Genomic DNA, 19,091 nt, shown 5'->3' on the forward strand with positions numbered 1-19,091 from the left:
AAGCGCTATTTTAATCATGTTCAGATAGGCGAGGCCTGCCGCGAAAATCACGCCGTGCGGCCCGTGCCGCATGCACACCGCCAATCCGCGATAATGTGTACTGTTCTTTTCTCTGATTTCCAAGGAAATACATTGGCGATGCTTTCACTTCCCGCTGCGGTATTCAAGGCCTACGACATTCGCGGCACTGTGCCCGAACAGCTCAATTCCGCCTTTGCGCATGGCCTGGGCCTGGCCCTGGCGCAACAGGCGCGCGCGCAAAACATACCGGCCCTGGTGGTCGGATACGACGGACGCCTGAGCAGTCCCGAACTGGCGCACGCGCTGCAGGCGGGATTGATGGAAGGCGGCATCAACGCCATCGATCTTGGAATGGTGCCCACGCCGCTGGTGTATTTCGCGGCGCATACACAAAAGACGGGTTCGGGCGTTGCCATTACCGGCAGCCATAATCCGCCCAATTACAACGGCTTCAAGATGATGATGGGGGGAAAGACGCTGCATGGGGAGGGGGTCCAGGCGCTTAAGGGAATCATGGAAGGATTGCCTGCGTTGGGTTCTGCGGGGGGGGAGGTGGGGCGGGGGCGCTGGCACCCACAAGGGGTGCCGCTACATAAGGGCACACGACAGACTTTGAGCCTGATCGACACGTATATTCAACGCATCAGCGCCGATGTGAAGCTGGCCAGGCCCATGAAGATCGCGATCGACTGCGGCAATGGCGTGGGCGGCGCGGTGGCGCCCCGGTTGTTTGCCGCATTGGGTTGCGAGGTCGATACGCTCTTTTGCGAGGTTGACGGCCATTTCCCAAATCATCATCCCGATCCGGCCGACCCGCACAATCTGCAAGATCTTATCCAACACGTAAAAAACAGCGACTGTGAGCTGGGGCTGGCCTTTGACGGCGATGCCGACCGACTCGGCGTCGTCACCAAGAGCGGCGAAATCATCTGGCCCGACCGGCAGCTGATTCTGTATGCGCGCGATATCTTGCGACGCGTACCGGGTTCGACCATTATCTTCGACGTGAAATGCAGCCGCCATGTTGCCCGTGCCATTGAACAGGCAGGCGGTCGGCCCTTGATGTGGCAGACCGGACATTCGATGATCAAGGCCAAGCTGGCCGAAACCGGCGCTCCGCTGGCCGGCGAAATGAGCGGCCATATTTTCTTCAAGGAACGCTGGTTCGGCTTTGATGACGGGCTGTATACCGGCGCCCGGCTGCTTGAAATCCTGTCGCGTCATGACAACCCCTCGGCCACGCTGGAGGCGTTGCCACAGGGTATTTCCACGCCCGAACTCAAGCTGGAGATGAGCGAAGGCGAGCCGCACGCGCTCATCAAACGCCTGCAAAACGAGGGGAAATTCCCATCGGCGCAAAGCATCAACCCCATAGACGGGGTGCGCGCCGAATACGCCGACGGTTTCGGGCTGGCCCGAGCCTCGAACACCACTCCCGTGGTGGTACTGCGTTTCGAAGGCGATACGCGCGACGCCTTGCGGCGCATCCAGGCCGAATTTCGCCAGGCCCTATTGGCGCTCGCGCCCACTGTGACGCTGCCCTTTTAAACGATCAAAGCCTGGTAGACATCCAGGTGGGCCTGGACGACTTTGCGTATATCGAATTCGCGTTCGGCCAGTTCGCGGCCCGCCGCCCCGAAACGCCGGCGCAAGTCGGGATCGTCGGCCAGGCGCTGCACCGCGGCGGCCAGCGCGGCTGAGTCGCGAGCCGGCACCAGCAGGCCCGTTGCATCGGGTTCGATTGCGTCGCGGCATCCCGGCACGTCGGTCGTCACCACCGCGCGTGCGCATGCCGCCGCTTCAATCAGCGATTTGGGCAGCCCTTCGCGATAGGACGGCAGCACGGCGATATGCGCATAGGCATACAACGAGGCTATATCCGTTTGCTCGCCCATGCACTCGACCAGACCCTCGCGCTCCCAAAGCTTGAACTCGGCATCGCTGATGCTGGCAGGGTTTCCCGGATCGGGGCTGCCCACCAGCACCCAGCGCAAGCCGCTAGCGCAACCGGCGCTCGCGCGGGCCGCCGCCACGAATTCACACACCCCTTTATCGCGCAACAGACGCGACACCATGATCGCCACGGGCGCCCCTTTGGGCTCGGGCGTTGCCCGGAAACGATCCAGATCGACGCCCGACCCGCGCACCATCACCACCTGCGGCGGCCGAATCACGCCGGCAAGGCTCAAGACCTCGCAATCATTCGCATTCTGGAAAATGACCCGGCTATTCGGATGCCCAAGAGCCAGACGATATAAAACCACGGCCGAACGGCGTACAAAATCAAAACCTTGCGTACTGCGGGTAAACACAAACCCCAGGCCCGACACGGCCGCCACATACGCCGGCACGCCCGCCAGCCGCGCCGCGATGCCGCCATACAACACGGGCTTGATCGTCACCGCATGGACCAGGCCGGGACGCAAGCGTCGAAACAGACGCCACAAGGCATAAAGCGTATGCAGCTCTTGCACAGGATTCTTGCCGCTGCGAGTCATGGGAATAACATGATGCGACAAACCATGCGCCACAATCTGCGACGCGGAAGGCCCCGCCATGGTCGCCACATGCACGTCAAAGCCGGCCTCCTTGGCGGCCATCGCCAAAGGCAAGCGGTGCGACAGAAAAAAGGCCGGATTATTCACCACATACAACAGACGCGGCGCCTCATCGGCCGTTTGCTTCCTTCTTGCGCGCGATGGGAAATCATTGGCCAGCCGCTGCCATACGGTTTGATAGGCGGCCACCATATTATCCAGACTGTACTCGTGCCGTACCCGGTCATGGCCACGCTGCGCGCGCAAACTCGCCTGCGGCGTACCGAGAATAGCCACGGCGTGATTCATCGCCTCGGACAGTGCCGCCGGATTGCGAGGAGGCGCAACCCAACCCTCGCCGTCGACAATTTTCGCGGCATCGCCCACGTCGGTGACCACGCACAGGGCGCCTGCCGCCATCGCTTCGGCCACCACATTGGGAAAGCCTTCGGCACAACTGGACAGGACATGCACATCGATGGCGCTCATGATGTCCGGAACATCGTCGCGTGGCCCCAGCAAAATGACCTTGTCGCGCAGACTCAGCGACGCCAGCAAGGCGGCAAGCTCCGCATTGGCGTCATCCATGCCCAGACCCACCAGCACACAGCGCAAATCCGGATACGCCGCGAGACTAAGCGCAAAGGCCCGCAATAAATTGGCATGGTCTTTAAGCGGATTCCAGCGCGCCACGCTGCCTATCAGGGGAGTATCGGCCGTCAACCCCCAATTGGCCCGCAAATCGATCCGGGCCTGCGGCCGAGCCTGCCAACGCGATAAATCGTAGCCATTGGGAATCACCAGCATGCGATCGGCGCGATAACCCCACTGCTGATGACGCAGCGACGCGTCCTGGGCGCAGGACACAATGACGCCCGGCACCAGGCCCGAGAGGCGGGCGCAAACCCACGCCAGCGCCCGCGCGGAACGACTGCCCTGCCGCAGATTGGCGCCCGAATTGCGAATACCCCACGACACCGCCCTGATACCTGCCAGACGCGCCACGACGCCGCCCAGCAGGTCGGCGTGATACATCCAGGTCTGCACCACATCGGGCCGCAGTTGCCGCAACAGGCGATACAAACGCCAAACGCCTGCGGGCGACAGGCGCCCGGGCCGCATGTTCAGGCAATGAACGGCGACCCCTGCCGCGCGCAGACGGGCGCCAAACACCCCTTCGTCGCCCAGGGAAATAACGGTATTGCGGCTGGCTTGCGAGGAGGCCGTCACCAGCCTGTGCAACACCGTTTCGGCACCCCCCTGGCCCAGACCGGAGATAACGTGTACGACTCGCAAAGAGAGGTCGGCGCCGGCGGTCATTCGCTTCATGTTTCCTCGCGCCTCACGCGTGAAATCCCCACCTGTTCCATCAATCGGTCCCAGGAGTCGAGCACCGCGTCCAGGCCGTAGCGCTTGCGCACCGAGAGGGAACCGCGTTCGGCCAAGACCCGGCGCAACGCGGCGTCTCCCAGCAGACGATCCAGCCCCTGTGTCAGGGCCTGCTGATCGGCCAGGGGAACCAGCAGCGCATCCTCGCCGTTATGCGTCATCTCGCGCGGGCCGCTCGGGCAATCGACGGCCAGGCATGGCAGGCCGATCGCCATGGCTTCCAGCAATACGTTGGGAAACCCCTCCACCCGGGAGGTCAGAACAAACGCGTGGGCCTGCGCCAGTTGCTGCCAGGGCGTGTCGGTGCGGCCCGGCAAATCGATGCGCGAGGAAAGCCCCATGGACTCGATTTGACGCAACAAGGCATCGCGCATGGGGCCATCGCCCCAAATGGTCAGGTCCCACTCCGGGCGATGAGCGGCAATCTTGCCGAAAGCGTCAATCAGCAAATCAAACTGCTTGGCAGGTACCAGGCGCCCCATGGCGACCAGGCGCAGGCGGCCATTCACATCCGGCACGCAGGCCGCAAGCCGGGCATCGAACAACTCGGGAGGCACGGGATTGGGTATCACCGCCAGACGCTCGATTCCGGGCATCATGCGCTGGAATGGCGCCACGCTGGCTTCGGTCTGCACCGTGACCAAATCGGCGAACCGGTAGGTCATTTTGCGCAAGAGCCGCAACACCCACCCCACATTGTTGTTAAAAGCAGGGTTGGTGCGCTCGCAGACGATGATGGGAATTCCCAGCCCGCGCGTGCTGAGCAGCGCTACAACATTGACGTTCGTCAGAAACGAAACAATCAGGTCGGGTTTTTTCTCCCGGACCAGGCGGCGCAGCGCCAGCCACTTCTTCAATCCGGCCGGTACAGGCAGACGCAGGCGCCTGATGCGGTCTGCCAGCCATACCATGTCGACCTGCTCCGACACTGGATAAAAACACGAGCCCTTTTTTGTATAGGTCGGCACCAGCGTGACCGCCTCGCCGCGCGCCGACCAGGCGTTGGCGAGCGTCGCCGCCACCCGCTCCGCTCCACCCGCATGCATGGAGCTGACAAGAAATACTATTTTCATTGCGGGCCTGAACCCGATCGGACAGCCGTCTCGTCCAGCCACGCCTGCATCATCAGTACGCTCCACAAATGCGTGCTCCAGTCTTGCTTGCCCGACTGATGCTCACGCCATTTGCGCAAGACCGGAGCGGCATTGAACAAGCCCTCGCGGTGCAATCGAGCCGGGTCCAGCAAGGCGGCGCCCCAGTCTTTCAAGGGCCCACGCAACCAGGATCCCAACGGGATGGAGAAACCTTTTTTTGGACGATCGACCAGGGCCCTGGGCACGTGCCGGTGCAAGAGCTGACGCAACAGCCATTTACCTTGCCCGTCGCGAATTTTATAATCCAGGGGCAAGCGCTGCGAAAATTCGAACACACGATGATCGATCATCGGCACGCGTGTTTCCAGACTGACCGCCATCGCGGCCCGGTCAACCTTGACCAGGATATCGTCAGGTAGATAAGTGACGGAATCGAGCAGGGTCATTTGCTCAAAAAAACGATCACTCGATTCCGCGTCAAAGGCCGTGGACGGCACTTGGGCGTCGAGCACCACTTGCGCGGGATCCTTCCAGTACGACACAAACTGCTGATAAAAGCGGCCCGAATGCGTCGCGCTGGCCAGTTCGGCCAGTTTGTCGAACTGATCTCGCGCGTATCCGGCCGGCATCATGCGCGCGCCAAATCGGCTCAGGGCCGACACGGGGGTACGCAACAAGTCCGGCAGGACCTCGCGCCTGTCCCACCAGCGCTGGGCACGGAAATAACGCGAATAGCCGCCAAACAATTCATCGCCGCCATCGCCCGACAAGGCAACGGTCACATGCTGGCGCGCCATGCGCGTCACCAGCATGGTGGGAATCTGCGACGAATCGGCAAACGGTTCGTCGTAGACCGACGAGAGGCTAGGCACAACCGCCAACGCATCCTGCGCCGTGACATACAGCTCGGTATGCGACGTGCCCAGGTGCCGGGCAACGGCCTGGGCATGTTCGGCTTCGTTGTACGCCGCCTCGTCAAAACCAATGGAATACGTATTGACGGCCTGCGTGTTATGGGCTTGCATCAGCGCCACGATCACCGAAGAATCGATCCCGCCCGACAGAAAGGCCCCCAGTCCGACATCAGCCAGCATTTGCCCCTTGACGGCCGCACCCAATACCTCTTCGAGCCCATCGATGGCCTGTTCATCGGAGGTAAAGTTCAAGGCCTGTTCGCGAGCCTGGCGCGCCACGGTTTGTGCCGACCAATAGACCCGCGCCGGGGGTACCTCGCGACGCCGCAACTGTTCTTCGGTCAGCTCCAGCCAGGTGCCCGGCAATAACTTGCGCATGAAACGATAAATACTCCAGGGCGCTGGAATATAGTTATGGCGAACCAGCAGCGACAGGGCACGCCGGTCAATTTCCCTGGAGAACCCGGGGATGCCGACAAGCGCCTTCAATTGCGATGCAAAGACAAAATTGCCTCCTGCAAAGCCCATATACAAAGGTTTTTCGCCCAGGCGATCGCGCATCAGCGACAAGGTCTTGCGCTGCCGGTCCCACAGCCCCATGGCAAACATGCCCACAGCGTTGAGCAGAGTCTGTTCCACGCCCCAGGCGACGAATCCGGCCAGAAGGGTTTCCGTATCGGAATGACCGCGCCAGGCGGGTGCGCGGCCCTCGGCCTCAAGCATGGCACGCAATTCAAGATGATTGTAGATTTCGCCGTTGAACACCAGCGAGTAACGCCCGCAGGCCGACAACATGGGTTGATGTCCTTCGGAGGACAAGTCGAGAATGGCCAGGCGCACGTGGCCCAAGGCAATGCCGGCCTGCGCATCCTGCCAGAAGCCCTCGCTGTCTGGCCCACGCAGCCGGATGCTGCGGCAACTGCGTTCGACGACAGCCCGCTTATTGGGCAATGCGCCCCAAATCCCAACGATTCCGCACATGATCTACTCGCTCTACGTCAAGCCTGGCCAGGCTCGGTTAGTCGTTTTCAAAAACATGACGCCACAACGCCATCACACGAACCATAGAAAACCGATCGCGTACATCCACTGCTCGCCGAGCCAAGGCTTCGCGCTGGGCGCGATGCGTCATCAACTCGTATAAATGCGCCGCCAGCGCCTCGACATCCTCACAAGGTTTGACCAACACGCCATCGATGCCATTGCGCACAATTTCACGAGGGCCGGTTTCACAATCAAACGCGACCGCGGCCATGCCGCTCGCCATGGATTCAATCAGTGTATTGGATAACCCCTCGACCCGAGAACTCAGCACGTATAAATCGGACTGCTCGTACCACTGCCCCACGTTTCCCGCCCGGCCGGGCATGGTAATGCGGCCGCCCAAACCACAGGCATCGATTTGTTCCTGCAAATCATTGCGGCTATCGCCTTCGCCCAATATAACCAGATCCCAATCAGGCACGTGGGCCGCCAGCATCTGAAAGGCGCGTATCAGAAGATCGAAGCCCTTGTGGGGATGCAAACGCCCCGCCGCAAGCAAGCGGTGGCGTCCGTTTTTCTCGGGCGGCGGCAGCAGCGGGTCACCCACCTCCAGAGGCCAGCGCACGGCATTGGGAATCACCGCGATAGCCGACCCGGGTACATTCTGTTGCAGCCACTGCGCCGTGCCCGCGGTCAGCGCGACTACCTTGGCTGCCTGCGGATAAGCCCAGCGCCGCAGGCGCAACCACATCGGGCTCAGTTCCTGAGATGGCGGATGGGTATGCTCCGTGGCAATCACCCGGCAAGCCGTACCGCGTGCGGCAATAACGGCCAACACCGAGGCGGTCGTCATCATGCCCAGCACAATCGTTGGCCGCCGGCGCCGGATCAGGCGCCGCAGGCTCCAGACACGGCGCAGATTGGCCAGCACGCCGCCAATACGCCCATTGCTCGATCCGGCAGTTCCAAGGACGACACGCTGCACCGACGGATGCAGCGCATAGGCGTCGCCCCTTGCATCGGTTTGTGTCACCACCGTAACTTTATAGCCGCGCTCGACCCAGTAGGCGCTTAGATCCGCGGCAACGCGCTCGGCGCCCCCACCGCTTAGCGAATAAATCACAATCATCAAATGAGGGGCAAGGGCTGGGTAATTCAAAACAACACCTGTGTAAACATGATCAGGACGGGCTGCGATGAGCGTGGGGCGCGGAGCGCAGCGCTACGGCCACATAACAAGTGTAGGACAAGGCATACATCACGCTGGTGGCCAGCATGATGCCGGCCACGCCCATGACCGGCGCCAGCACCGTGTTCATGACCGCCTTCAACGCAAAATTGGCGATCGCGATGGCCGCCATAATCCGGTAGCGGTTCTGGCTTGCCAACAACTGAACAAGTATCAGAACCCCAAAGTAAAAGGGCAGCTGCAACAGGCCCCAGCGCAGGACATGGGCGACAGTCATCGTATTCTCAGCCGTGAAAGCACCGCGCTGGAACAGCAATGCAACACCCCAGGGTGCCAGGAACCAGCCTATCAATGTCACCGCCGCTCCAACGAGCAGCATCAGCACCGACCACTTCAGCGCTGTCTTGCGGGCATGCGCCGCATCGCCGCGCCCCTGTATATCGGCCAGTACCGGCAACGCAGCGCGCCCCACCGACGCCGCGCCTATTCCCAGCACCAGCGACAGCAGCCTGGCCGCGTATCCCAGCGTGGCATTGGCATTGGCGCCCAGATTGGCGGCGGTGTATTGATCGATAGGTCCGACAAAACTCATGGCAACCTGGCCCAGCACCATGACTCCGGCCGCCTTGACCAGGTCGGGCCAGTGCCCGGATTGCAAACTGAAGATGGGGCGCCCCCACATGCCATCGGCCTTGGAGGCCAGCCACAGCAGCCATGTGGATTGGATGATATAGCCCACCAGCGTGCCCCACAACAAAGGCCCCACATCGTCGACCGACGAGGCCAACACCCAGATCAGGATAGCCACCGCCGGAACGCTATCGAGCAAGGTATTGATGTGCCGCTCATGCGCCCGCAGGCGCGCCGCGCTGATTCCCGTCATCAAGGTCAATAATGCAGCCGGAGCAAACGCCAGCGTCAGTTGCGACGTCATCAATTGAACATCACCGGGCAAACCGCGGCCCGCCACCTGCAGCACATAGGGCCAGCCGAAATAGATCGCCACCGCCAGAATCAGCCCGAGCACGATCGCCCAGGCCTGCAATTCACTCAGGAAACGAGCACGGGTACCGGCATCTTCATAGCGTGTGCGCACCAGCACCGGGATCAGTACCACCGACAGCGCGCCCACAAGGGTGATGGGCAGCCAACTGGCCATGGTCAGGGTGAACTGATAGGCGTCGACCACGCTGCTTACGCCGTAGCGGTAAGCAACAGCCATTTCCTTGAACGCGCCCGCCGCTTTTCCCAACAGCAGGAAAAAGGCAACCCGCGCCGCCCCTTGCGCGATGCGTCGATGGTCGGAATGCAGGCCGGAGAGTCGCTGGGCGAATGTTTTCAAGTCAACGCAGGAATTGCGTGTACCAGGGCATGGCCACTTCCAGACCTTGCACGATGTTGTGCATGGGCTCGTATCCCAGCAAGCGCTTGGCTTTGCTGATATCGGCTTGCGAGTGGCGCACATCGCCCTTGCGGAAGTCGGCATAAACCGGCTGCTTGTCGTACACAACGCCGGTATTGCCCAGCGCACGAGCCAGGTATTCGAACAGTTCGTTCAGACTGGTGCGTGCGTTATACGCAACGTTGTAAACCTGATTCACTCCTTCAGGTTGAGCCAGGGCGGCCAATATATTGGCCTGCACGGCATTTTCCACAAAGCAGAAATCCCGGCTGGTTTCGCCGTCGCCATTCACCACCACCTGCTCGCCATGTATCATGGCGGCCACCCACTTTGGAATTACTGCGGCATAAGCCCCGTTGGGATCCTGGCGTTTGCCGAACACATTGAAGTAGCGCAGGCCGATGCTTCCAAAACCGTAAGAGCGGGCGAACACGTCGGCATACAGCTCGTTGACGAACTTGGTGACGGCATAAGGCGACAGAGGCCTGCCGATCCGGTCCTCGACCTTGGGAAGCGCCTCGTGGTCGCCATAGGTCGAGCTCGAAGCCGCATAGACGAAAGACTTCACGCCGGCGTCGCGGGCCGCCACCAGCACATTCAGAAAGCCGCCGATATTGACCTCGTTGGTGGAGATCGGGTCGGCCAGGGACCGGGGCACCGAACCCAGCGCCGCCTGGTGCAAGACGTAATCGACGCCTTTGACCGCTGTCTGGCAAGCCGCCAGATCACGGATGTCGCCCCGATGAAACGCAAACCGGGCCCACTGCTCGGGCGTGACGGTCTTCTGGACTTCATCGAGGTTGTACTGATGGCCCGTCGCAAAGTTGTCCAAGCCCACCACGTTCTGGTTCAGAGTCAGCAACGTTTCGAGAATATTCGACCCGATAAATCCGGCGCAGCCGGTTACCAGCCAGGTTTTGGGTTCACGGCGCAAACTGGCCATCACTTCTTGATAACGGGTAGTCATAATTCCTTCGCTACAAATTACAGACGCAAATCGGATTCGTCGGCGGCCAGGATGTACTTGAGGTCGTACACCACGTGCTCTGCCTTGCCCAGTGCATGAATGGCCTGGGCGCCCATTTCGGCAAACTGCTTATGCGCCACGGCGACGATAATGCCGTCGTAGGCGCTTACCTTCGGCGCGGCGACAAGCGCCAGGCCATACTCATGCTGAGCCTCGGCGGCGTCGACCCACGGATCGTACACATCGACATCGATGTTGTATTCGTGCAGTTCGCGCACGATATCGACCACCCGCGTGTTGCGCAGATCGGGGCAGTTTTCTTTGAACGTCAGGCCCATCACCAGGACGCGCGAGCCCTGCACCTGTATGCGGCGCTTGGTCATGGCCTTGACCAGTTGCGACACGACATAGCCGCCCATGGAATCGTTGAGCCGCCGGCCCGCCAGAATGATCTCCGGGTGATAGCCGATGGCCTGCGCCTTGTGCGTCAGGTAGTAGGGGTCGACACTGATGCAGTGGCCGCCCACCAGGCCTGGACGAAACGGCAGGAAATTCCATTTGGTGCCGGCCGCTTCGAGCACGGCAAGCGTGTCAATGCCCATCTTGTTGAAAATCAGCGCCAACTCATTGACCAGGGCGATATTCACGTCGCGCTGGGTGTTCTCGATAACCTTGGCGGCTTCGGCCACGCGGATGGAGGGGGCTTTGTGCGTGCCCGCGACAATAATCTGCTTGTACAGGGTATCGACCAATTCAGCGATTTCGGGCGTGGACCCGGAAGTGACTTTTCTGATACTCGATACGCGGTGTGTTTTGTCGCCCGGGTTGATTCGCTCGGGGCTATAGCCGGCATAAAAATCTTCATTGAAGCGCAGGCCCGACACACGCTCCAGCACAGGCACGCACACTTCTTCGGTGGCCCCCGGATAAACGGTGGATTCGTAAATCACCACGTCGCCGCGCTTGAGTACTTTGCCTATGGTTTCGCTGGCGCGAACCAAAGGGGTCAGGTCGGGCTGCTTGTACTCGTCGATAGGGGTGGGAACAGTCACGATAAACACATTGGCCTGGGCCAACTGCGCCGCCTCGCCGCTGAAGCTTAGATGGCTCGCGCTGGCCAGTTCCGGGCCATCAACCTCGAGCGTATGGTCATGCCCGTCCTTAAGTTCGGCAATCCGGCGCGCGTTGATGTCAAAACCAAGGACAGAGCGTTTCTTGCCAAATTCCACGGCCAACGGCAGACCCACATAACCCAGCCCCACCACCGCAAGTTTCACGTCTTGAATTTGCAACTGAATCTCCCGCATTTAGTGCTGAAAAGAAAAATTTTAAGATAACGAGCATTTTCATGCTTGTGTAGCGACGCTGGTGGCGTCCCTTGTTGTAGCGGCACCCCTTGTGGGTGCCATCCGTCCCATTCTTGCCGCCATGGCAGCCACAAGGGCTGCCGCTACACACTGCGGCGACCGCCACATTTATTTCGGCTTGGTATTGCGGCCCATCGACGGCAACAACAGCCACGCGGGACGGCGCCAGGACACCAGCCTTTTATATAACCAAATATAAACCGCTGAAAAAACCAGCAAACTGGCGCACAGCGCCCAGGCGTTGTCCCACCAGATCGTCGCCGGCACCAGGCCGATGAGCGTCAGCACCCATAAATACGGTGAAGTCATCGCGTTGCAAAGCGCCGGCACGGCATGGCGGCTATCGCGGCTGAAGGTGACGCGCACAAGACGCCGAAACACCAGTTGATGCAAATGCAGGGCATCGGGTTGGTCGACCGGGGTGCCGCGCTTGAAGCGCCTGCGCCAGATTGAAAACAAGGTTTCGAACACCGGATAAAACAAAACCGCCAGCGCGTAGAACGGCGACACACTGGGGTTGCGCACCACCAGTTGCACGGCCAGCTCAGCCAGCATGAACCCCAGGAAATAGGCGCCGCCATCGCCCAGAAAAACACGTCCGAACGGAAAATTCCAGACCAGAAAGCCCAGAGTCGCGGAGGCCAGCGCGGCGGCGATCAGAAAAATGGGAATATCGTGCACTTGCAAGGCAACCAGGCCCAGCGACAGCGCCATCAAGGTAGCCACCATGCCTGCCAGGCCGTTCATCCCGTCAACGATGTTCAAGGCATGGGTACAGCCGCCAACCGCCACGACGGTAAACACCAACGATATCGGCCAAAAACCCAAAACCCAATCCACTCCGGCCAACCCGACTCTGGACACCCCTCCCAGTAGCCACCAGGCAATTGCGGCCGACGCAAAAGCGGCCAGCAAACGCTTGCCCGAGCCAATGTCTTTAGTGATGTCTTCCAGCAGGCCCGCTACGAATACAGGCAAGGCGGCGATGAATAAAACCGGCCACAACCAGGTCAGCGTCATGTTGCGCGGGCCAAGCACCAGCAGGCCGGCCAGACTGCCGGCCAGCACCGCCAGCCCCCCTACCCGCGGCGTTGAGCGCGAATGTGAAGCCTGCGGTTTATGAAGATCGGAATCGCCGGTAAAAGCGCCGTGCCAGCGTTCGGAGGCCACGATCAGGCCGCCGATGGTAAACGCCACAATACAGATATAAAGCCAGGTTACCGTGTCCCATGTTTGATGCGAGGCCACAAAACTCCCATGCACGATTGAATGTAGCCATTATCCGATGAATTGACAGCAGGCCGCAGATAAGCGCAGTAATAAATGCAACAAAAAGATCATACTGCGTATCGACTGGGAGTAACGCGAGTCGCCACACTCCGAAAAAACAAAAAAAAGAGCCCGAGATCTTACGATCTCGGGCTAAATCCACCAAAGGAGGAGGGTGGAGGAGACAACCGTGGCATGTCAGGCTACTAAAGCACTTTGCTTGAGACCGCGTGGTTGGGGTTTTCCCTCTGCAATCACGTTTCGACATCCGATAACTAAAGTGTATAGCGATTTTTTGTGCGATGCAAGATCAATCACCAAAAAATGTGCAAGTAAACGCTTCCGTTGCTTTTTTACATCCGGCGGCTCTCTCGATCCGCCAACTTGCCCGCAATTAATATTTTATTACAAATAAGCATTAACCCTAAACCCGGTAAGCAGTGACAGTCATCAGTTTCGCCATCCCGCGCATCGCCAGGCGCACCGGCCCAGGCAAGGCGTGCCCCCCCTGCTCTTCGGCCTTGGCGCGATGCCCTATCTCGTCGCGCCGCATCTGTTCGACTATCCGCCGCGAGCGCTCATCCCGACTGGGAAGCTCTTTCAGATGCCGATCCAGATGCTGCTCGACCTGAGACTCGGTTTCCGCCATAAAGCCCAGGTTTTTTGACCTGTGCGCACAACTTGCCGCCACCCCCAGCGTAAAGGAGCCCGCATACCAAAGCGGATTCAGGTAGCTGGGACGGCTGTTCAATTCGCGCAGCCGATCCTGGCACCAAGCCAGATGGTCCAGCTCTTCGGCAGCGGCACGCCCGAACAATTGCTTGATTTGTGCATCGCCGCAAAAAATCGCCTGTCCGCGATACAAAGCCTGCGCGCAAATCTCGCCTACATGGTTAACCCGCATGAGTCCGGCCGCGTGCTTTTGCTCCGCCGGGGATAACTCGGGCGCCGCAGCAACGGGCTTGCCCGCCGGATTGGGGCGGGCCGCGACGACCGCCCCACTCAGTACCTGCAGGGCGCGCCCCATCTCGGACAACACATTGTCCAGACGGTTCTCGCGCCGCAAAAAAGGGGCCGAATCCGGCATTGCAAAGGCTTTAACCATACGTTGATCTTTATAAAAAATATACGGCCATCACACTAATGGCTTAGAAACCGCCGAACGACTTTCATCGAAACGGCCAGCCAAAGCAAGGGTAACACTATCGAAAGCACCACCAGCCCGCGGCCCGCCAACAGTTGATCGTCCAACAAATACGCATTGCACAGACGCACCGAATCGCTCTGATACAGGATGCCCACCACAGCGGCCATCCAGCAAAAGCCGCCCAAGAAAAATAGTTTAATGACGGCGTTGGCTCGCCTCAATGAATCCAGCAACACCATTCCCAGCAGGAATAGCACAAAAAACTTCAGAACACTGGCCGCTGCGCAGACCTGCACCTGGTCCAGGGCCTTGGGCAACATCCAGTAGGCGCCCGCCAGGCTGGCCAGCAGCAGCCCGGGCACGCCGAACTCGTCGAATTGCCGATACTGCTGTAGCGTCCTGCGGAAAAACCCGGGCTTGCCGGCGTCGCATCGGGACATGGACAGGCCCTGCGCCGCACATATTCCCGCAAACAATATGGCGGGGATATGCACCAGCATATGCAGGGCCATCGAGTCCGTAAGGGGGCGCACGAAAATGACTGCCAACAGCAACAGGATGGCGCTTGCCAACCCGTAGCACGCAGCCGGGCTTAAACCGGCAAAAACGGCGCGGGCCTTCATGGCTGCCGCGCAGCGGTTGCCGCCGGCGCCTCGGTTCTGGTCTGCGCCTGCGCCAAGGGGAGCACCGTTTGCGGCTCGTTGTAGTCGACGATGCGCGTCAGGCGGCCGTCGGGCGCCACAATATGATAAGCCGCATTATGCACATACTGTCCTAAAGGAGCGGGAACCACGACAATGCCAAACGCAGCCAGCAAGGCGCGTCGCCCAAGGCTATCCGCCACTCGCGCAAACTGCCATACCTGCGGGTCGGCGTGCTGGCTGCGAGCGTAGACGGCCAGTTCGTCAGGGGTATCTGCCGGGTCGAAGCTAATGCTTAGCAGGCGTACGCGATGCTCCAGGCCGTGCTGGGCGATCGCCGCCTGCATTTGCTGAAACTCCGACCCCATGACCAGGCACAGAGACACGCAGCGCGTATAAATGAAATTGACAATGGTGACGCGGCCATCGGTATGCAAGGCGTCAAGCAGACCATCCCGGCGACCGGATGCGAAGGTGAGTGCGGCATCGGGCAACGCGCGCGGGTGGCGGGCTACCGAGTCTCTGCGAGCGGCTTCGGTAGTGACCACCGTAAATCCGTCAGTCTGCGCGTACAAAGCCCCGACACCCAGCATGCAGACCAGCAAGAGCGCAACAAAGAGCTTCATGCCGCGCTCTCGCGGCGCGGCTTATTTAAGACTGGCCAATTCTGCATCGCCATTCCACGGTTTCTCATGGCTTTGCGTTGCGGCGCGCTGCGCCTTGACCAGGGCGTCGTCGATTTTTCCGGCCTGATTGCCAAAGCTGGACCGGACATGGCTTAGCACGGCGGCAATTTCCTTATCGCTGAGCTTGTCCTTGAAGGTAGGCATCTGGCCCTTGTAGACCGTACCTTTGACGGTCAGGCTGCCGTCTATGCCATGCAAGACGATTTGCACGGCAACCGAGGGCTTGCCCAGCACCCATTCAGAGCCGGCGAGCGGCGGAAATACACCCGGCAGGCCCGCGCCGGTGGCCTGATGGCAGGCGACGCATTGCGCCGCATAGACCTGCGCACCGTCGACCGGGCCGGTCGTCGAGCCTTTGGCCACCACAAAATCGGCCGCCACCCGATGATCGCCGATCGAAGGGTCGTTGACCTGCTTGCTCATCCCCAGATAGGTAAGAGCCGACACAAACACCGCCCCGACAATAACAAGCACCACCCACGGTATCGGCCGCGAGCCTTCGACGGGCTCGGGCATTTCCCGCTTTTGCGCATTCAGTTCCTGTTCTGTATCCGACATTGTGCTTCTCCCACGGTCCGGCACCCCCGCGATGCCGCGATCGGTTTTATTTTCCAGAATTCAGCTCGTTCTTGACCGGATACGTATGGTCAAGCCCCAAAAGATACTGGACCAGATCCACCGCCTCGGGCCTGGCGACCACCACCTGACCCAGCGGGGCGAAGCCCGGCGGCAGATGCACGACCCGGTCGCCTGGCCCGGCCTTGTCCTTGACTTCGAACATGTACGGATAGGAAGGCATGATGCTGCCCGGGGTATAAGCGCGCGGCTGATAGAGGTGGCCCAGGTTCCAGTCGGCGCTGGGTTGGCGCGCGCCGATATTGAACAGATCGGGGCCGGTGCGCATATCGCCCAGCTGATGAGGCGAGTCGTAGTAATAATCGCCCGCCACGGGTGCCCGCCCCCAGCCGCGCTTGAAATCGGCAGGGGTTTGCGCCTGGCTGCGCGGCTGCTGCGAATGACAATACACGCAGCCATTGGCGATATAGACTTCGCGCCCGCGCAACTGTTGCGAGGTGTAGGGCTTGAGGCCCGGTGACGGTTCAACATGAGACAACTGCATGTAGGGAACGACCACCAGCGTGGCCGTGGACAAGGCCAGCGTCACCATGGCGCCGCTAAGCAGTTTGACTTCGCTTTCCATGATCAGACTCCTTCGAGCGCAACGGCCGCCCGCGCCTGCTTCTTCTTATGAAACAAGGCGGGCCCCACACGCGATGGCCCATAGCGCAGCGCCATCGCCACAAAATGGAAGGCAAAAACCAGATGCCCCAGCGTCATGATGCTGCCGCCTACGGTGCGCGCTTCCAGATACGGGATGGTGAGCCGCACCGAATCCATGAACGGCCTGGAAGCGTCGAGCATCGCCAGACCCTGCAACCAGCCGCCGATGGACAGGAAAATAAAGTAAATGGCGAAACCAATCGTAATCAGCCAGAAATGCAAGGCAATCAGCTTGGGATAAGGCCACTCCCAGGACATCACGCGCGGCATCACGAAATAGATGGCGCCAAACATCACAATGGAGAAAAAGCCATACAAGCCCAAGTGCGCATGAGCCACCGTAAAGTGGGTAAAGTGCGTAACGGTATTGATGCTGCGCAAGGCCTCGAAAGAGCCCTGCAGCGAGCTCAAGGTATACATCATCCCGCCCAGCACGATAAAGCGCAGGGTCGGCGAGTAGAACAGGGTCTTGAAGTGGCCGCGCATCGTCAGATGCTGGTTCACCGAAAAGGCAATGACGGGCACGATCATCATGATGCTTTGCACGATGGAAAGCGTGATCAGCCAGCCCGGCACCGGGCCGCCCACCAAGTGGTGGCCGCCCACCTGGCCATAGAAAAAGGCCAGTGCCCAGAACCCGAGCAAAGACAGGTTATACGACTGAATCGGGCGGCCGATGATCTTGGGCAGGAAGTAATACACCGTGGCCAGGGCGATGGGGGTGTAATACAAGCCCAGCACATTATGGCCGAACCACCAGTTCATGATGGCCTGCTCCACGCCGAAATGCAGCGACGGCACCTTGGCGACAAGATACAGCACCGGAAACCAGAACAGGGCGGCACCGATATACCAGATGGACACGTAAAGATGCTCGACACGCCGGTTTTGCAGGGTGTAGACCAACGGTAGCCCAATGAGGGCGCCGCCAATCACGAGCAGAATGCTGATCTGCCAGGGGATTTCCAGCCACATCAGCCCGCTGGTGAAGCCGGCCGCGATAGCGCCCAGACCTGCAATCAGGCCGGCATTCCAGAGCATGACGCCCAGCAAGGCGAAACGAGCGCCAACCAGCTCGGTTTTCAGCAAGCGCGGCAACATCCAGATGGCAATGCCAAATGCCGCCATGGGGCACCAGCCATATGCCACCATATTCAGGTGCAGCGTGCGTGTGCGGCCAAACGTCAGCCAGGCTTCGCTGACCAGGAAGTCGGGATTATGCAGCTTGAAAGAGCTGATCAGGCCCATGGCCGAGGCAAATATCAGCCAGACAATCGAGCACGACAGGAAAACAAAAACCACCAGCGCGGTGGAGCGGTCGGCGTGAATTCGATCGGCGATCTCGGCGTTCAGGCGGGCTGCCTTGGCAGGGTCGTCGGGCGCCTGATGCGCTCCCATCGTGTCTTGCAGCTCGGCAAGCTGGCCGGCGCTTAGGGCGGGTTCTTCGACCTTGCCGATTTCCCCTTCGGAGAAAATGACGCGTGCGGCGGCCGGGTTATCGTCAAAAAGGTGTTTGCGCAGCGACCAGATAAAAACAAACAATCCGGTGACCGACAAGATGAAAGTAAGCAGTAATACGGTGAGGGTATCCATGACAATCCGATTGAAGTAATGGTCGCGAAGGCATGTGATTAAAATGACAGGCAAAGTATAGAGCAAGTGGGCATTGGCGGACGGCCAAATCCCTTCGTCCAATCCGGCTATTATCAATATATTGCGCTTTGCGGCGCGGTCGATAATGATGCTTGCCGGGCATCGAGCAATGAGGGTAATTCAAATGGAATGTACGATCGATTGGGGCGGCCCGCAGGGCATGTTGTTTATGGCCACAACCGGCAGCGGCCATGTCGCCGCCATGGATGGCGCGCCCGACGGCGGCGGCCACAATCTGGCGCCGCGCCCCATGGAAATGCTGCTGGCGGCCACGGGAGGCTGCACCGCCTATGACGTGGTGCTTATCCTCAAACGCGGACGGCACGCGGTGAGCGGCTGCCAGGTCAAGCTTAGCGGCGAACGCGCCACCACCGACCCCAAGGTGTTTACCAAGATACACTTCGCCTTCACGGTGACGGGCGCCAACCTGCCGCAGGCGGCGGTTGAACGTGCGGTACAGTTGTCGCACGAGAAATACTGCTCGGCCTCGGCGATGCTCGCCAAGACAGCCGAAATCACCTGTTCAACCACGGTCGTCAACGCATAAGCG

The 19,091-nt window shown here is 60.2% G+C and carries 16 protein-coding genes and 1 pseudogene; 2 read left to right on the forward strand and 15 right to left on the reverse strand.

Going from position 1 to position 19,091, the window contains the following annotated elements:
• Positions 1-138 precede the first annotated feature (138 nt).
• Positions 139-1,569, forward strand: a complete 1,431-nt coding sequence (locus EDC26_RS01015; RefSeq protein ID WP_132579404.1) for a phosphomannomutase/phosphoglucomutase — start codon at positions 139-141, stop codon at positions 1,567-1,569.
• On the opposite strand, the gene EDC26_RS20500 is transcribed toward EDC26_RS01015, so the two are convergent.
• From EDC26_RS20500 to EDC26_RS01085, 15 genes and pseudogenes are all read right to left on the reverse strand, one after another.
• Complete coding sequence (locus tag EDC26_RS20500) at positions 1,566-2,738, reverse strand: glycosyltransferase family 4 protein (RefSeq protein ID WP_341802603.1); 1,173 nt, start codon at positions 2,736-2,738, stop codon at positions 1,566-1,568. The genes EDC26_RS01015 and EDC26_RS20500 overlap by 4 nt on opposite strands.
• A gap of 129 nt (positions 2,739-2,867) precedes the next feature.
• A pseudogene (locus EDC26_RS20505) lies at positions 2,868-3,887 on the reverse strand (glycosyltransferase); the annotation flags it as partial.
• Entirely contained in the window at positions 3,884-5,020 is a 1,137-nt protein-coding gene (locus EDC26_RS01025; protein WP_132579405.1) for a glycosyltransferase family 4 protein, read from the reverse strand. The pseudogene EDC26_RS20505 and the gene EDC26_RS01025, both read right to left, overlap by 4 nt.
• A complete protein-coding gene (gene asnB, locus EDC26_RS01030) occupies positions 5,017-6,936 on the reverse strand; it encodes an asparagine synthase (glutamine-hydrolyzing) (RefSeq protein WP_132579406.1) in 1,920 nt (639 codons plus the stop codon). Before asnB ends, EDC26_RS01025 begins: the two co-directional genes overlap by 4 nt.
• A 37-nt stretch (positions 6,937-6,973) precedes the next feature.
• Positions 6,974-8,068 carry a glycosyltransferase family 4 protein gene (locus tag EDC26_RS01035; protein ID WP_132579643.1) on the reverse strand — a complete coding sequence of 365 codons (1,095 nt, stop codon included), beginning with the start codon at positions 8,066-8,068 and terminating at the stop codon, positions 6,974-6,976.
• Positions 8,069-8,120: 52 nt separating this feature from the next.
• Entirely contained in the window at positions 8,121-9,470 is a 1,350-nt protein-coding gene (gene murJ, locus EDC26_RS01040; protein ID WP_132579407.1) for a murein biosynthesis integral membrane protein MurJ, read from the reverse strand.
• A gap of 1 nt (position 9,471) precedes the next feature.
• Positions 9,472-10,497, reverse strand: a complete 1,026-nt coding sequence (locus EDC26_RS01045; RefSeq protein WP_132579408.1) for an SDR family oxidoreductase — start codon at positions 10,495-10,497, stop codon at positions 9,472-9,474.
• A 17-nt stretch (positions 10,498-10,514) separates the two neighbouring features.
• A complete protein-coding gene (tviB, locus tag EDC26_RS01050) occupies positions 10,515-11,789 on the reverse strand; it encodes a Vi polysaccharide biosynthesis UDP-N-acetylglucosamine C-6 dehydrogenase TviB (RefSeq protein WP_132579409.1) in 1,275 nt (424 codons plus the stop codon).
• A 183-nt stretch (positions 11,790-11,972) separates the two neighbouring features.
• On the reverse strand, positions 11,973-13,112 hold the full coding sequence (locus EDC26_RS01055) for an MraY family glycosyltransferase (protein WP_132579410.1): 1,140 nt from the start codon (positions 13,110-13,112) through the stop codon (positions 11,973-11,975).
• A 445-nt stretch (positions 13,113-13,557) separates the two neighbouring features.
• Positions 13,558-14,238, reverse strand: coding sequence for a 2-polyprenyl-3-methyl-6-methoxy-1,4-benzoquinone monooxygenase (coq7, locus tag EDC26_RS01060; RefSeq protein WP_243700734.1), 681 nt, complete (start codon positions 14,236-14,238; stop codon positions 13,558-13,560).
• Positions 14,239-14,273: 35 nt separating this feature from the next.
• Positions 14,274-14,903, reverse strand: a complete 630-nt coding sequence (locus EDC26_RS01065) for a hypothetical protein (RefSeq protein WP_132579411.1) — start codon at positions 14,901-14,903, stop codon at positions 14,274-14,276.
• A complete protein-coding gene (locus tag EDC26_RS01070; RefSeq protein WP_132579412.1) occupies positions 14,900-15,547 on the reverse strand; it encodes an SCO family protein in 648 nt (215 codons plus the stop codon). Before EDC26_RS01070 ends, EDC26_RS01065 begins: the two co-directional genes overlap by 4 nt.
• 21 nt (positions 15,548-15,568) lie before the next feature.
• A complete protein-coding gene (locus EDC26_RS01075) occupies positions 15,569-16,165 on the reverse strand; it encodes a c-type cytochrome (protein ID WP_132579413.1) in 597 nt (198 codons plus the stop codon).
• Positions 16,166-16,211: 46 nt separating this feature from the next.
• Positions 16,212-16,808, reverse strand: a complete 597-nt coding sequence (locus EDC26_RS01080; RefSeq protein ID WP_132579414.1) for a cbb3-type cytochrome c oxidase subunit II — start codon at positions 16,806-16,808, stop codon at positions 16,212-16,214.
• A gap of 2 nt (positions 16,809-16,810) precedes the next feature.
• Positions 16,811-18,481 (reverse strand): cbb3-type cytochrome c oxidase subunit I, encoded by a 1,671-nt coding sequence (locus EDC26_RS01085; RefSeq protein WP_132579415.1) that lies wholly within the window; start codon positions 18,479-18,481, stop codon positions 16,811-16,813.
• A gap of 184 nt (positions 18,482-18,665) precedes the next feature.
• Between EDC26_RS01085 and EDC26_RS01090 the strand changes: the two genes are divergently transcribed.
• The gene (locus EDC26_RS01090; protein WP_165930864.1) at positions 18,666-19,088 is read left to right on the forward strand and encodes an OsmC family protein; all 423 of its coding nucleotides are present in this window, start codon (positions 18,666-18,668) and stop codon (positions 19,086-19,088) included.
• The last annotated feature ends 3 nt before the right edge of the window (positions 19,089-19,091 follow it).

The organism is Paralcaligenes ureilyticus, assembly GCF_004346225.1.
Classification (GTDB): Bacteria; Pseudomonadota; Gammaproteobacteria; order Burkholderiales; family Burkholderiaceae_B; genus Paralcaligenes; species Paralcaligenes ureilyticus.

Coding starts and splice junctions, on each gene's coding strand:
- EDC26_RS01085 (WP_132579415.1), bottom strand. CDS start 18,481: ATGGATACCCTCACCGTATTACTGCTTACTTTCATCTTGTCGGTCACC.
- coq7 (WP_243700734.1), bottom strand. CDS start 14,238: ATGGTTAAAGCCTTTGCAATGCCGGATTCGGCCCCTTTTTTGCGGCGC.
- EDC26_RS01025 (WP_132579405.1), bottom strand. CDS start 5,020: ATGAAAATAGTATTTCTTGTCAGCTCCATGCATGCGGGTGGAGCGGAG.
- EDC26_RS01090 (WP_165930864.1), top strand. CDS start 18,666: ATGGAATGTACGATCGATTGGGGCGGCCCGCAGGGCATGTTGTTTATG.
- EDC26_RS01080 (WP_132579414.1), bottom strand. CDS start 16,808: ATGGAAAGCGAAGTCAAACTGCTTAGCGGCGCCATGGTGACGCTGGCC.
- EDC26_RS01015 (WP_132579404.1), top strand. CDS start 139: ATGCTTTCACTTCCCGCTGCGGTATTCAAGGCCTACGACATTCGCGGC.
- EDC26_RS01065 (WP_132579411.1), bottom strand. CDS start 14,903: ATGAAGGCCCGCGCCGTTTTTGCCGGTTTAAGCCCGGCTGCGTGCTAC.
- EDC26_RS01045 (WP_132579408.1), bottom strand. CDS start 10,497: ATGACTACCCGTTATCAAGAAGTGATGGCCAGTTTGCGCCGTGAACCC.
- asnB (WP_132579406.1), bottom strand. CDS start 6,936: ATGTGCGGAATCGTTGGGATTTGGGGCGCATTGCCCAATAAGCGGGCT.
- EDC26_RS01070 (WP_132579412.1), bottom strand. CDS start 15,547: ATGAAGCTCTTTGTTGCGCTCTTGCTGGTCTGCATGCTGGGTGTCGGG.
- EDC26_RS01035 (WP_132579643.1), bottom strand. CDS start 8,068: ATGATTGTGATTTATTCGCTAAGCGGTGGGGGCGCCGAGCGCGTTGCC.
- EDC26_RS01075 (WP_132579413.1), bottom strand. CDS start 16,165: ATGTCGGATACAGAACAGGAACTGAATGCGCAAAAGCGGGAAATGCCC.